The following is a 14,554-nucleotide window of genomic DNA, read 5'->3' as shown; positions in this document are numbered from 1 at the left end:
TTATTTTTTTAATTTCCCATTATATCGATGATGATTAATTAAATTTTTAGTGAGAGATTGATTTATATATGTTTAATAGGTTGTAATAATAATTGTCTGAATTGAATTTTTCTAAAGACTCATGAGCTATTTCTTGATAATTGAATGTCGCCTCGAACATTTTTTTTATTTTTGAGGTTAAGTCTTCGGTATTGCGAGGATCGAAAAGCATTCCGTTTTTGGGTATATTTATAAGTTCGGGTATACCGCCGATGTCAGATCCGAGAACTGGAGTACCCAGACATAGCGATTCTATTACTGAGAAAGGATTATTTTCATACCATTCTGAAGGAATTACTAAAAATCGGGCTTTGCGGCTAATTTCTTTTATTTCGTCCCAATTTTTATATCCGAGAAATTCAATATTTGGTCTTTGTGTGATTGTTTTCAGATGATCGGTAAGTGGTCCGGCTCCGATAATCTTTAGTTTGTATGGTAATTCCTGTGCTGCTTTTACAAGAGTTTCTACCCCTTTTTCATGTGAAAGTCTTCCGATATAACAGTAATAATCTTCTTTTTCGGTGACTGTAGTTCTGCATTTTTCGGTTTCTATAAAATTGTTGAGTACAAATATTTTACTTTTATCAACCCCCCCGATTTTCATTTTTTCAGCCATAAACCGACTTGGACATATAAATGTAGAAGTATATTTTTCGAGCCGTTTCCTATTCCATACCATAGCCTCCATGTAAGCTGCAATTGAAGCTACAAAAGAATTTTTCATACATTTATATTTCAGAATATTACTTCTATTACCGAAACATAACTCACAAGGTTCCTGTCCTTTACGCAAACAATCGTATCTTGGGCAGAGTAGTTTGTAATCATGTATGGTCCATACGACCGGAATATTTCTTTCATAAGCTATTTTTGCGATAATGGGAGAAAGCTGGGTATGTATATTGTTTAAATGTACGATATCCGGATTGAAGTTATTCAATAGTGCATTGAATTTTTGTTTGACCTCTGGTGTTCCAAAGGGGCGTATCGATGATCGTAATAAATTTTTTTTCCCGTTATATATAACTTCAGCAGGGAAATATTTTTGGTATGCATTCGAAAAGTTCTCAGGGTGTTCCATAGAGAATACGGCAACTTCGTGTCCGTAATCTTTTAGTATTTTTTCGAGGTTTATGGTATAAATACAATCCCCCCCCCGTGCATAATAATATTTATTGGCAAGTATGATTTTGTATTTAGGGAAATTCATGGTTTTACTTTTGCATGTTGCTTATTTAGTAATATTTGTTATTTATAGAAAGGCTTTAAAAAGACCACAAATATAATAATTTTACTTCATATATCGGATTTGTTTAATAAATCTGTTTTTCCGGTTGTTGTGTTTAATTTTGATATATTAAGCCGGGAGTCGAAAGGAAAGCCAAGTTGTCATTTTTCTGTTTTTGGTAAAATATACTTTTGGTATATACCGGTAAAAGAATCGGCAATTGCTTCCGTCGATATCGAATTTCTGTATTCGACACAATTTTCAATATATTTTTTAAGATTATCGATTATGTTTATAAGATCGGTTTCGTCCCAATTATCTTTTACAATGCCTAAATTTTTTTCTATGATTCTGTGACTATTATATGGTATGTTGTTGGTAAGAACCGGTGTGGCGCATAAAATAGACTCGGTAATACATACCATGTTATTGTCTTGTAATGTATTTACCAGGCAAGCGATCGATGCGCCCATTAGACTATTTAGTTCCTCATGAGACAGATGACCGGTGAAAAAAATGTTTTTTTCGCGGTGGAGTGTTTTCACCAATCCTTTAAGTTTACTTTCTAATTCTCCTTTTCCAGCAATATATAATTTAAACTCATCATCTGCATAGGCTGTTAAGAAACGATCGAAAATCCGGATAATGGATTCTATATTTTTGCGTGGAATCAGCTGACCAATAGTAATGAACTGTTTTGTTTTATCTCTGTTGATTTTAAATTTATCGATATTAGCCCCGTGGCCGATAATTTCATGAGTGACACCGGATGAAAATTTACTGATAAATTTTTGGGCGTGTAAAGACCGGGGTACGATCGTTACGTTTTTCATCAAGCTACGCACGATCGTATTATACCATAACTTAGAAGGTATTTTTTTTATTTTTCGGTTATGGGCCGCTAATTCCTGCCATATAATTAACTTTTCAGGACATATAACAGAGGCTATTAGGGAGTTTAGCGAAAAACATTCGCTCGAAATTATCAGGTCGTAATTATTTTTATTCTTTTGTAAAAATGAATATAGTTTTTTATGATAAGGTATTAAATGAGGATTAAAAACCGACTTGTAATAAGATTTGAAAAATAGTATTTCGAAGTCGAAAAGAGTATCTTCTGTCGGTTTAAATTCTTCTGCAGCGATTAAAGTAACATGATGTCCCCTGTTGACAAACCCCAAACACTGATTGTATAAAAGGGTATCTTTTATCGTTTTTACAGGATGAACGTTTTTACTGTTAGCTGTGTATAGTATAGAATTTAAGACCAGAATATTCATAACTTTTTATTTATAGTTGTAAATATAAGTATTTTTGATATTCTTAGCCAATTCTATTTTATTGTTTGTTCTTTTTATCCAAGAGAAAATGATAATTATCGAGATAACAGGTCGCTGTTGCTTTTATGTCGAAAGTTTTTTTTACATGTTTTTCGGCGATTTCGGCAAGAGTAAGATAATCGGGGTAATCGATCATGATTTTCTCGATCATCGAGGCACAATCGAGGGGATTACCGGTTTTAAAAGAGTTTCCGTATTTACCGTTTTCAATAATTTCCATAGGGCCCTCTATATCCGATACCAGTACAGGGACACCGGCAGCCATCGCTTCGGCGACTGTAAGGCCGAAACCTTCGTAAAGAGAGGGTTGTACTAAAAGTTGGTAATTATGTAGGTTTTTATAAATATCGGTACGGTTAACGGCTCCTTTAAAAGAAATATATTTCGAAAGGTTGTATTTCTCGCATAATTGTATCAGTTCATTTAGCGATTCTCCGTCTCCGATAAAGTCGACATGTATATTATTTATTCCACGATTATTGACCAATTCATTGATGGCTTGTATTAATATATGCTGACCTTTTTTTTGAGTTTCCAGTCGAGAAATTTGTACCAGATTAAAAATTTTCGATTTCCTTTCTTGTGCATTGGAAAAAATAGATTCGGTTTTTATACCATTGTATACGAGGGATGCATTGTATCTGAATGTCTCATATAACTTATTTTTTACCGATTTTGAGATAGCGTAAATCTGGTCGAATTTTTTAGGATTTTTTATTCCTAATTTGGTATCGTGTTCGGTATAGACATACCGGGTACGCGGATTCTTGAAAAGAAGTTTAATCGTATTTCCGTTATGTATATGTACGATATTAGCCTTTAAACGAAATAAAATACTGTTAAGTTTAAATACCCAGTAAGGATTGTTTGATCCTTTAGGTCGATTAACAATATATACGGGTATATCCTTATTTAAGAAATCGAGTATTTTGTAATTATTTTCACGATTAATTATGATCAGACTAACTCTTTCGTAGTTGCTTTGTTCGCTGATAATATCCATTAACATCGATTCCATTCCCCCTGTACTTAACGTAAATAAAATATGGACGATATGCATGGTAATTATTTTATTAATAGACTTTTAAGAGATAGTATCATATTTAATTTATAAGTTTTCAGAATAGTATAGTTCCAAGTATTGGCACCGTATTTATAAAGGGTATGGCGTATTTCTTTAATAAAAGGCTTCCACTCCTTTGTCGTTTTTGTATTTTCCCATATTCTAAATGCCGCAATAGGCTTTGTGTTGTAATGATAAATAGGTCCATACTGAAGCAATCTGAGCCAGAGATCGAGATCCATACAATAATGTATGTTTTTATCGATGTAACCGCATGCTTTTAAATAATCTTTTTTATAAAAAGAACCTTGTTGTATGATGCTGTAATCTTTTTTCAATAAAGTGTTTTTATCTTTAACTAATAGCTGTACCGATTTATATTTTTTGGAATTGTTGTCGATAAAATCGATGAGTGATCCGTAATATATACTTCCGTCACTCTTTTTCGAGTACAAACTTACGATGTTTTCAACACAGTCGGGATAAAGAATATCATCGGAGTTTACCCATCCGACCAATTCTCCTTCAGCAAGTTTAAATCCTTTATTGATAGCGTCACTCTGTCCTTCGTCTTTTTCGTGTATTATAATGTTTATTTTATCCCGGTATTTTTCGACGATTTCCATTGTATTATCAGTCGATCCCCCGTCAACCAAAATGTATTGTATCGGAGAATAGGTCTGATTCAGGACGCTTTTTATAGTTTCCTCTATAAATTGCCCTTGGTTGTATGAGGGAGTAACAATGGTTACAAGAGGGTTATTTCGATTCATAGTCGTCTGTGGTTGTAGATGATAGGCTGCCGGAGTAATCCAATAAAATCGGTAGTAACATCATTGGGGTAAATAAATATACGTTGGCTATGGAAGTAAAAAATATCAATAACAAGTAGGATCTTCCTGTGATTTTTATTTTTGTGTTTTTAAGTTTCCGAAAATAATTCAGTAAAGTGAAATAGTAGAGCATGTATATGACGATACCTACAATTCCCAGTCTTATCAATAAAGGAGCCCAGGCAATATCTGACGTATCGATTTGTAGGATATTATTAGTAGTTTCGTCGCGTATTCCCAGTTTAAAATCGAAATGATTTTGTGTATATTGTGAATTTTCGTGCATATATCCAAGACCGAACAGAGTTGTCATCGGACGTTCGAATATAAAATGTGCCCTTTCGTATAACATACTCATTCTGAAGAATAGCGTTGCGTTTTCAAATTCTTCGGGATTGGCATATGCCGAAAAATCACCAGCTAAAATATGTTTTATGTCCGAACCGGTACCTCTCGAGTTCATACTATCAATTAAAATTCCTGAAAAGGGAATACATACAATGATTGCTATGATCGTATTTTTGAATTTCTTGGATTTATTTTTGTTATCAAGATAAAAATTAATAAGTCCGATAAAAATCAGAGTCATAATAAGATTACGGTGTAACGACAATATTATTGGTGCGAAAAGTAAAAATAAGATAAAATATTTTTGTTTTCGGGTTGAATATTCGTTTTGGTAGATCCCGTAATATATGAAGTAAGGCAATAAAAAGGGAATGTTGTAATACCTCGGAATCGTAATTCCCAAAAAGGGATTGTCATATCCTCCTGCATATCCGTTGAGTAGCGGAATATCCAATATTACCTGTAAAATAAAGAGTGAACACAGGAATAATGTGATTTTAAAAAGAATTTTTTTTATTTTTTCGATTTCTTCCTTATCGAGAAAATAAAAGAGGACAGGAGAAAATAAAAGAATAAAGGGTCGTGAGGTACGTATGATGTCGTTCCAGCTTATACCGTAAGAATATCTGCTGATAAGAGTACCGATAATAACATACCCGATAAACAGATAGGTAAATTGGGGGAGTATTCTCTGTTTTACGGAAGGGAGTTTATGAATAAAAAAATAAATTATGAGTATGAGAGCAAACAGCAAAAGGGCATAATCGGTAGGTTTTATATCGATACCGAAAAATGAGAAAAAAGAAAACGGAACGATCTGAAACCCATCGGTCACAAAAAAGAAAAAGGCAATGACAGCCGGAACTTTCTTTCCAGTGAGAAACCAGATGAGTGATAATATGAGAATTAATATCATGTTACGTTTCTTTTTATTTTAGTTTTGTATGCAGACGTTATTTACGTTTGTTTTTATATGATGTTTACGTATAAGTTTATAATACTGGAAGGGGGCTATAAATCCGTTGATGTTGGATGCTATTAAAGCGATGTAAATGCTGTACGTACCTAAATTAAATTTATCGATAAAGATGTAAGTAATCGCAATATATATAATCGGGGATATGAGAGCGAGTATATATTGCGTGCGCAATATTCCCATACCGTTCAATATATTTACAAATAAAGTCGTGTATAAAGTAATAGCTACATAAATATAGCACAAAACCAGTAATATATTATCGATGTTACCGGCAATTTCTTTCCCGACCCAGAATCGGATGACGACGGGTGCGACAATAAGCATGATAAGACCGCATATATTGAATGCGGTAGCGATAATCACATATTTTTGTGTTGTATTTTTAATCCAACTCATATCTTTCAATGTCCATGCATCGGTTATGGCAGACCAAAACGGACTGAGGAATATCGTAAAGGTCATTGCCAAAACGTTGAAATACTTATATACGATATTGTAGTTGGTTACTTCCACAGCTGAAAAGAAATGGGCGATAATAAAGTTTGCTGTCTGAAACTGGATTACGCAAGCGATTTGAATGATAAAAAACTTAACGCCCAGATTCAGGATATCTTTTATACGGGCTTTGTTGATCGATTTTATAGAAGGAGAATAGGCTTTATAACTTCCTTTGAAGAAGAAAAAATTAGCAATTACCCATACTACAAGGGGAACGAAGCAGAGAGTGATTCCTAATTTAAGTAATGAGCCTGGTATAAGTTGCATCATGACCCAAATAATAATGAGGGCAAATAATTGTCCCAACATGTCGAAGAAAGAACTCCACCCGGGTTTCTGATCAGCCAGTAATACGGTCGATAGTATCTTGAATATATTCTGCAGGCAGAAATAGGTAATGATGATACTGAAAAGAGAGTTCAGTTCGGTTCCCTTTATCGATATATGGAAAAATACGTTCCAGTCTATATATCTGTTGAGTACCATGAAGATAACCCATGTAGCTCCGAAAATGAGGGAAAGGATAAAAAACGTAGTACTTACATATTCTTTTGCCAATCGGGTATCGCCTTTGGCCTTTGCTTCTGCAAATTTATTGCGTAGACCGTTTGCGAGGCCTATATCAAAGAATCCGAGCCATAGAACAATCGTACTTAAAGTCAGCCATATCCCGTATTGCTCTGCATTTATATAGTTGATACACATAGGAATCATGAGCAAACTGATAGCGACGCTGATAATTTTTATAATAAGGCATGATACTAAACTTTTTTTTAATTGTTTGCTTCTGTTGTTGCCTTTATTTAAATACCAACGTATTTTAATAAATATGTTCTTGATTTCGCTCATGTTTCACCTCGAACGGTATATATTTATCAATTATTTGAGTATGCCTGTTATGCATTGTTCTGACCGTATCCGTAACCGTATCCTTGCTTTGCATTTGTTCCATTGATGACCAAAGAAACTTTATTCAATCGGTTTTCGGCAATAATTTGGTTCACATATCTGATGTTATCGCGAGACGTATAATTAGCCCGACATACATATATCGTTGCGTCTGATATACGGGCGAGGCTGAATGTATCGGAAACCATGCCAATCGGAGCCGAATCGATAATAATATAATCGTAGTCTTTTCTTAAATCTGCAAAAAGTAAATCTACCCTGTCGGAAAGTAATAATTCTGATGGATTCGGAGGGATAGGACCTGCAATAATTACGTCCATATTTTTCCTAACGGCATCATGTATAATGATTTCGTTATAATCTGTTACCCCCTCTGAAAGATAATTGGTAAGTCCATATTTGGAATTGATATTGAGATATTCACCCAAGCGTGGATTGCGTATGTCCATCCCTACCAATACCACTTTTTTACCCAGCAATGCTAAAGAGGCAGCGAAATTACTACTGATAAAAGATTTGCCTTCTCCGCTTACACTGGATGTTACCAGTACTACCTTTTCTTCTTTTCCTTTGAGTATAAATTGTATATTGGTTCGTATCAATCTGAACAATTCAGATATTGAAGAATTTTCACCGTCTTTAACTACAATATTTTGTTTTGAGTGACTTTGGCAAATTTCTCCCAAAATAGGGATATTGGTAATTCTTTCAAGTTCATCTTTTGTCGAGAATTTATTTCTGAGTAATTCTTTCAGATAAAAGTAGAATATCGGTAAAATTAAGCCTACGAAGAATCCGATGAGCAGAATTGAAAGATTTGATTTGCTTACCGGTTTGTATAAATTATATGCCGAATCTACGATTTGGCCTTTAGGTGTTGTTATCGCCAAAGCCAGTGCATTTTCTTCTTTTTTTTGTAGTAGGAAAATATAAAGTTCCTCCTTGATTACTTGCTGACGTTTTATATCGAGAAACTCTCTTTCTTGAGTAGGCATACCTTTGATACGGGCCATGAATTTGTTTTCTTGCTCTTTTAGATCGTTAAGTCCGATAAGAATACTCGATTTTAGATTCTTAACGGTCATATCTACATTTTTTCGTGTAGCATCTATTTGTTGATTTAGAATCACAACGGCAGGGCTGGTTTCTTTAGCAGTTTGCATGAGCCGCATTCTTTGTAACAGAAGCTCATTGTAACCTTGTAAGGCTTCAGTCGATGCTTTGTCGCTCAGTCCGGTGGCGAAAGGTATCTGAGAATATTTATTTTGGGGATCTTGCAGAAAACGTTCGATGAGATCTATAATTTTGTATTGGGTTTCGGCCTCAATCAGTTTTGCTTTGAAATCTCCGTTTTGTTCGAGAATAATTTTGGCTTCGGTACTTATATCGGTAAGATTATTTTCTTTTTTGTATTTTTCTACGAGACTTTCTGCATCTGAGAGTTCTTTTGAGATCAGAGCAATTCTTTCATCTATGAATTTTGCCGTATTGGTAGCTTCGAGATTTTTTTCTTCGATTCCTTTTTGATTATATATAGTAATCAGTTTGTTTAAAAGGTCTTTTCCCCTTTCGATTTCAATATCTCGAATCGAAAGACTTATTAGGTTTGCTTTTTTATTGGTAATAGAAATATCCAGTTTGCGGTTCATTATTTCGGCCGTAGCGCTGTAACCGGAGAAATAAATGTTCATACTCAGTGGCTGGCCGTTTTTATATAAAGGTGTTTTTGTGATAACAAATGTTCCATATGGAGTATTTATAGAGCAGGGTAATTCTTTTGCTTCGGTACTTGCGATTGTTTCGAAACCTTTTGTCGCTTTTACCTTGATATTACCGTCTTTTTTAATACGTATCTTAAATAGTATACCTACTTTCAGTGTATCGGCGATATTACGATCGGTAAGTATGTCGAGAGGAGAGTTTTTATAAACATCTTTTTTATTCAAAAAATTTTTCTTCAGGATGTATTTTTTATTCAACCCTAATTCTTCGATAGCCTCTTTAATCACCGTATGGGAAGACAAAACGTATAATTCGTCGTTTACTTCTCCGCCTCCGCCTAACATGCTACCGAATGAAAAATTCTTAAGCATTGCCGATTGCAGGCCCGATCCCGAGCTTTTATCATCTTGTTTAATAAGAATATTTGCATTGATCTGATAAATGGGCGGGGTGATTCTTGTATATAAATATGCTATAAGAGAGCATACGACAATTGATATGGCGAATAAATACCAATGATTGAGGTATTTTTTTAAAAGTTTGTTCAGATCGAAAATATCATTGTTTTTGTTGATGCCGGTATTATTATCCATAATAAACAGAAAAATTATTTAATTAAAGCGATACATAATGATGTGATAACCGAAACAGCACTGATCACTGTTGACATGACAGAGATATTGAACTGTTTGTTTTGGTTGTATTTAGAGTTCCCTTGTCGTGATTTATTAGGTTCTACGTAAATAACATCATTCTGTTGTAAGTAATAGTATGGAGAGGAAAAGAGCGCCGGATCGGTAAGATCGTATCTGTAAAATTCTTTTTTTCCATTGTTTTCCCTTATGAGCAATACATTCGACCGATTTCCGTAAATGGTCAAGTCTCCTGCCAATGATATGGCATCGAGGATAGATATTCGGTCGCTGGCTACAGGGAAAGAACCGGGAGTAGTTACTTCGCCTATAACGTTTACTTTAAAATTCATGATTTGTACATTCACCAGCGGATCGGTAACGTAAACACTTATTTTTTCTTTGAGCTGTTCAGCTAACTGTTGCCGGGTAAGGCCGGCGACAGTTAGTTTTCCGATTATCGGGAAATCTATATTCCCGTTTTGGTCTACAAGATAGGTTTGTAAAGAAGGGGTCACGGCTAGTTGCTTTTCTCCGGGGGTGAGATAACTGAGAGCCGGAAGATTGAAATTTGCCACAGCTTCGGGATCAGCGGCGGAAACCGAGATCGATAACTGGTCATCAGGTGTTATCTTGGGTTCGTAATTAATAGCCTGATCGGTTATATTTGAATTTCCGAGTGTCTGAAAATAGATAATATCGGACTTTGATTTACAAGATAAAACGAGAAAAGGTACAATAAATAATAAGAGTAATTTTGTCTTCATTTACTTTTACTTTATATTTTTCATAAAAATAAAATTCCGGGCAAAGGTAGTTTTTTTTCTGCTCAATCCAAATTTTCCGGTTTACTAACAAAACGTATTATGGGAAATATTATTGTACTTAGATGTATAATATTATTAATGTACCCTTTCTTCTTTTTAGGCATTTCTATGTATTAAAAATTCCTACAATATTTTTTATGTTTAGGAAACTGTATGTTCGTTTTATCCGTTATCATGAAAAAAGATATTAAGTTTTCTCATTAGAAAAACTTTATGTACGTTTGTACTTCGTAAAAATCATTTTTTAATATGCCCCATATATTATGGATATTTATTTTATACTACATCCGGCTGAAATAATTTTGTTAGGTTTTTCTGTTGTGGTGTTGGTAATTCAGTTGTATTATTACCTTACTTTTTACCAGGCTCCTTATCGTTTTTATAAGACAGTAGAAAAGGGACTGGTAAAATATAGCGAAGAGCAACCTCCTGTTTCGGTAATCGTTTATGCAAAAAATGATGCGGATAATTTGAGCCGTTTTCTTCCCGATTTTCTCTCTCAACAATATCCTGATTTCGAAGTTATCGTTGTAAACGACGGTTCTACTGATGAAACAAAAGATGTACTTTCTGATTTCGAATACCGTTATCCTAATCTTTATCAAACTTATATTCCCGAAGAAGCTCGTAGCCTGAGTCGTAAGAAACTGGCTGTTACCTTAGGAATAAAAGCGGCGAAACATGAGATTGTAATACTTACTTGTGCTAATTGTAAACCTAAGGATAAAAACTGGCTGGCGGCAATGGCCAGAAATTTTATTCCCGGTATAGATATTGTTTTGGGACATGCTTATATCGGAAATATGAGTCGATATGAGTGTTTCGATCGTACAATGTTTACGTTGAGATATCTTTCTTTTGCACTTCGTAGAAAACCATATATGGGAATAGGGCTGAACCTTGCTTATCGTAAGAGTCTGTTCTTCGCCAATAAAGGTTTTTCTCGGTATCTGAATTTACATTATGGAGACGACGACCTGTTTATTAATGAAATCGCCGATTCGGAAAATACTCGTGTAGAAATATCTGAGAACAGTCTTATAGAAGTCGAATATGACCTTGTTCATGAAGCTTGGAAAGAACTGAAATTGCGTTATGATTTTACTTCTAAATACCTGAAGAGTTGTTATCGTTCTGTTTTTGGTTTTGAGAGAATTACAGCTTACGCGTTTTATTTATCTGTATTGGCGTTATTAATAATGGGAATTTACAATTTGTTGTTCCCGTTGGTCGGTCTTGTATTATTTGTGATCCGTTATGTTTTTCAATGGATAATCTATAATCGTTCTTCTAAAATATTGGGAAGTCGTCCTTCACGATTGACACTTCCTTTTTTTGATTTGGTTTATACCCCCGTAAATATTTATTATCGGCTGATCGGATTATTCAGTAGAGGTAAAAATTATATCTGGAAACGGGTGTGAAAAAATAAAAGAAACGGGGATATACGCTAATCGAGCGTATATCCCCGTTTCCGGGAATTTATTTCACTTTAATTTGTTTGGGTTCCTTGGATTCCGGTAAGGCTTTTTTAGGAATAGTAACAGTAAGCACACCGTTTTCTTGCTTAGCCTCTATTGCATTTTCTTCGATATTTTCGGGTAACACGAGAGTTTGCTGGAATTGGGAGTAAGAAAATTCACGGCGTAGATATTTCCCTTTTTTATCTTTCTCTTCATTTTCTTTTTTATTTTCTACGGTGATAACCAGATGGTCGTTATCGTCGATGCGAACATTAAAGTCGTCTTTGGTAAGCCCCGGAGCGGCTACTTCGACTTTGTATGCTTTGTCGTCTTCGATAATATTGATTGCGGGAGCCGAACTATTTGTTTTTGTGATCCATTCATTTCCGAAAAAGTCATTGAAAATTCCCGGTAACCAGTTTTGTGAATTTTTTGCAGGTGTCATAATGTTTCCTCCAGATTAATTGATTATTAATGACGAAAGTAAATGATATTATATATCGATATCATTCTTTCAGATAAAGAAAACACGCCTGAAAATAGCTTTGTTCGATGATTGCGGGTTAAAAATGCGAAGTAAAGATCAAAATTTATTTTGTGATGGCAATATCATAGCGTAATAGTTCGTACATAACCTTAAAAGGATATCCGTTATCTTGGTCATATAGCGGCATACTTTTTATGTAATAGTAACGTTTTATTTTGTCGAAACTTTCTTTTTCGAATTGTTTAGTCGTACCCGGAAGAATTTCTCCGTCTATAGTTATTTCCCGGTAATCGATCATTTCATCATTTCTGGTTTTATAAATCAATTTAAGTTTTACACGAGTTACCAAATAAGGAGTATTGTTTTTTAAAAGGAAAGTTTCATTTTTGTCTTTTACTCTTTTTTCGAAGCCCAGCATTGTGATCGCTTTGTCGAATGGAATGTCGGATTTATAAAGACTATCTTTTTTCAGTGGGGGAAGAGGGATATTTGCGAAAGAACGTTCATTATATGATGAGTCAGGGATATTAATCGATTTTTCGGTAGGGACATCCGGTACTTTTAGTGTCGGCCTGAACGGATTACGATTTTGGCCGAACATAATTTCGGAAACTGATACAAAGAACAAAAGAAGTATTATACTAAGTGAAATAGAATATTTCATAAGTCGATTTATTAACGATAGAAAACAAAAATAGCATTATTTTCTTTAAGAAAGAATTTTATATTCAGTAAATTGTTTTTCATTTTATATCTTTGATTGATCGTTTAAAATTTAAAATATATATTCTGAAGAATGAGATTATTGTATTCTTTTGTTATAATCCTCGCTTTTTCTTTCGTTTCTGTGACAGTATCGGCTGGAGTTCGTGTCGGAGCCGATCGTATGGAACTTCTTCTTCCTCTATTAAAAGATAAAAAAGTAGGTTTGGTAGTCAATCATACTTCTTTACTTTCGGGTAGGGGAGTGCATTTGCTCGATACTCTTATAGCAGAAGGTGTAATGATAAAAAAGATTTTTGCACCGGAACATGGTTTTCGCGGATATGCGGATGCGGGAGAAACTGTTGATAATAGTTTCGACGAGCGTACCGGCTTACCTGTTATTTCCCTTTACGGTAAAAATAAAAAGCCGACCAACGACCAGTTTAATGGTCTTGATGTCATTGTTTTTGACATACAGGATGTAGGGGCACGGTTTTATACATACATAAGTACTTTGTTATATGTAATGCAAACTTGTGCCGAGACTGGTAAACCTATCATCGTTCTCGATCGGCCGAATCCGAACGATTATGTTGACGGACCGATTATGGAAGATTCTCTGAAATCCTTTGTCGGAGCTTTACCTTTGCCGGTATTATATGGCCTTACGATCGGAGAGCTTTCCCATATGATCGTTGGAGAAAAATGGTATGGTAAAAACGAATTGTCTTTAACGGTAATTCCTGTTTCTGGTTGGTCTCACGGTCAACCATACGCTCTGCCGGTAAAACCCTCACCGAATCTTCCGGATATGAGAGCGGTGCGGTTTTATCCTTCGTTATGTTTTTTTGAAGCCACCCGGGTAAGTGTGGGGCGTGGAACAAAATATCCGTTTCAAATTATCGGAGCTCCGAATAAAAAATATGGAAATTTTACATTTACCCCTCGTTCTCTACCCGGATATGATAAAAATCCTTTGCAAAAGGGAGTTCTTTGTTATGGAATTGATTTACGAGATTCGATAATGCCCGAGGGGCTTACACTTACTTATCTTCTCCGTTTTTACCGGTTGTCTGGAGAAAAAGAAAAGTTTTTTTCGAGTCCTTCGTTTTTTGATAAACTGATGGGCAACCGCCGGGTTAGACAGGATATTTTGTCCGGTAAATCTGAAAACGAAATAAAAGATCGCTGGGCAAGTGAATTACAAGAATATAAGAAAATGCGGAAAAAATATCTTATGTACCCCGATTATAAGTAAATTTTTTAAACATCTAAATGATATAAAAATCTTTATATGAATAGCAAAAAGTTTTTTATTTTCGTGGAATACAATCAAAAATGTTTTATATTTGCCAGTCATAAGTGCTATCGGTTTTGTTGCTGAATTTAATTTTAGTAGTCGAATTCAGTACATTATGACTCAAATCATCTGTTTATCACTTTGATAAGCAGAAAAATACAGAATATAAAACACACATTTA

12 protein-coding genes are annotated in these 14,554 nt (G+C 34.6%); 2 read left to right on the top strand and 10 right to left on the bottom strand.

From position 1 onward, the window contains the following. Positions 1–46: 46 nt before the first annotated feature. The 8 genes from NMU02_RS12285 to NMU02_RS12250 form a co-directional block, all read right to left on the bottom strand. On the bottom strand, positions 47–1,249 hold the full coding sequence (locus NMU02_RS12285) for a glycosyltransferase (protein WP_255028236.1): 1,203 nt from the start codon (positions 1,247–1,249) through the stop codon (positions 47–49). A gap of 179 nt (positions 1,250–1,428) precedes the next feature. Then, positions 1,429–2,547, bottom strand: coding sequence for a glycosyltransferase family 4 protein (locus tag NMU02_RS12280; RefSeq protein ID WP_255028235.1), 1,119 nt, complete (start codon positions 2,545–2,547; stop codon positions 1,429–1,431). A 58-nt stretch (positions 2,548–2,605) separates the two neighbouring features. After that, positions 2,606–3,667, bottom strand: coding sequence for a glycosyltransferase (locus tag NMU02_RS12275; RefSeq protein ID WP_255028234.1), 1,062 nt, complete (start codon positions 3,665–3,667; stop codon positions 2,606–2,608). A gap of 5 nt (positions 3,668–3,672) precedes the next feature. Continuing rightward, a complete protein-coding gene (locus tag NMU02_RS12270; RefSeq protein WP_255028233.1) occupies positions 3,673–4,443 on the bottom strand; it encodes a glycosyltransferase family 2 protein in 771 nt (256 codons plus the stop codon). After that, positions 4,430–5,767, bottom strand: coding sequence for a hypothetical protein (locus NMU02_RS12265; protein ID WP_255028232.1), 1,338 nt, complete (start codon positions 5,765–5,767; stop codon positions 4,430–4,432). The genes NMU02_RS12270 and NMU02_RS12265 overlap by 14 nt, the downstream gene beginning before the upstream one ends. Positions 5,768–5,785: 18 nt before the next feature. Beyond that, entirely contained in the window at positions 5,786–7,177 is a 1,392-nt protein-coding gene (locus NMU02_RS12260) for a lipopolysaccharide biosynthesis protein (protein ID WP_255028230.1), read from the bottom strand. A 47-nt stretch (positions 7,178–7,224) separates the two neighbouring features. Further along, a complete protein-coding gene (locus NMU02_RS12255) occupies positions 7,225–9,552 on the bottom strand; it encodes a GumC family protein (protein WP_255028229.1) in 2,328 nt (775 codons plus the stop codon). 14 nt (positions 9,553–9,566) lie between these two features. Then, positions 9,567–10,358 carry a polysaccharide biosynthesis/export family protein gene (locus NMU02_RS12250; protein ID WP_255028227.1) on the bottom strand — a complete coding sequence of 264 codons (792 nt, stop codon included), beginning with the start codon at positions 10,356–10,358 and terminating at the stop codon, positions 9,567–9,569. Positions 10,359–10,681: 323 nt separating this feature from the next. Here NMU02_RS12250 and NMU02_RS12245 point away from each other — a divergent pair, with 323 nt between their 5' ends. Further along, positions 10,682–11,842 (top strand): glycosyltransferase, encoded by a 1,161-nt coding sequence (locus tag NMU02_RS12245; protein WP_255028226.1) that lies wholly within the window; start codon positions 10,682–10,684, stop codon positions 11,840–11,842. A gap of 58 nt (positions 11,843–11,900) precedes the next feature. Here the strand turns inward: NMU02_RS12245 and NMU02_RS12240 are convergent, their stop codons facing one another. After that, positions 11,901–12,326, bottom strand: a complete 426-nt coding sequence (locus NMU02_RS12240; RefSeq protein ID WP_255028225.1) for an Hsp20/alpha crystallin family protein — start codon at positions 12,324–12,326, stop codon at positions 11,901–11,903. A gap of 145 nt (positions 12,327–12,471) precedes the next feature. Beyond that, entirely contained in the window at positions 12,472–13,032 is a 561-nt protein-coding gene (locus NMU02_RS12235; RefSeq protein WP_255028223.1) for a hypothetical protein, read from the bottom strand. Positions 13,033–13,164: 132 nt separating this feature from the next. Between NMU02_RS12235 and NMU02_RS12230 the strand changes: the two genes are divergently transcribed. Next, on the top strand, positions 13,165–14,331 hold the full coding sequence (locus NMU02_RS12230) for an exo-beta-N-acetylmuramidase NamZ family protein (protein ID WP_255028221.1): 1,167 nt from the start codon (positions 13,165–13,167) through the stop codon (positions 14,329–14,331). Positions 14,332–14,554 lie beyond the last annotated feature (223 nt).

The organism is Coprobacter tertius (assembly GCF_024330105.1).
GTDB classification, from domain to species: Bacteria; Bacteroidota; Bacteroidia; order Bacteroidales; family Coprobacteraceae; genus Coprobacter; species Coprobacter tertius.
This window is presented reverse-complemented; position numbering and strand designations above follow the sequence as displayed.

Bases quoted from the DNA above. Each gene is read 5' to 3' on its own strand.
- NMU02_RS12285 (WP_255028236.1), bottom strand. From the start codon at position 1,249: ATGAATTTCCCTAAATACAAAATCATACTTGCCAATAAATATTATTAT.
- NMU02_RS12280 (WP_255028235.1), bottom strand. From the start codon at position 2,547: ATGAATATTCTGGTCTTAAATTCTATACTATACACAGCTAACAGTAAA.
- NMU02_RS12275 (WP_255028234.1), bottom strand. From the start codon at position 3,667: ATGCATATCGTCCATATTTTATTTACGTTAAGTACAGGGGGAATGGAA.
- NMU02_RS12270 (WP_255028233.1), bottom strand. From the start codon at position 4,443: ATGAATCGAAATAACCCTCTTGTAACCATTGTTACTCCCTCATACAAC.
- NMU02_RS12265 (WP_255028232.1), bottom strand. From the start codon at position 5,767: ATGATATTAATTCTCATATTATCACTCATCTGGTTTCTCACTGGAAAG.
- NMU02_RS12260 (WP_255028230.1), bottom strand. From the start codon at position 7,177: ATGAGCGAAATCAAGAACATATTTATTAAAATACGTTGGTATTTAAAT.
- NMU02_RS12255 (WP_255028229.1), bottom strand. From the start codon at position 9,552: ATGGATAATAATACCGGCATCAACAAAAACAATGATATTTTCGATCTG.
- NMU02_RS12250 (WP_255028227.1), bottom strand. From the start codon at position 10,358: ATGAAGACAAAATTACTCTTATTATTTATTGTACCTTTTCTCGTTTTA.
- NMU02_RS12245 (WP_255028226.1), top strand. From the start codon at position 10,682: ATGGATATTTATTTTATACTACATCCGGCTGAAATAATTTTGTTAGGT.
- NMU02_RS12240 (WP_255028225.1), bottom strand. From the start codon at position 12,326: ATGACACCTGCAAAAAATTCACAAAACTGGTTACCGGGAATTTTCAAT.
- NMU02_RS12235 (WP_255028223.1), bottom strand. From the start codon at position 13,032: ATGAAATATTCTATTTCACTTAGTATAATACTTCTTTTGTTCTTTGTA.
- NMU02_RS12230 (WP_255028221.1), top strand. From the start codon at position 13,165: ATGAGATTATTGTATTCTTTTGTTATAATCCTCGCTTTTTCTTTCGTT.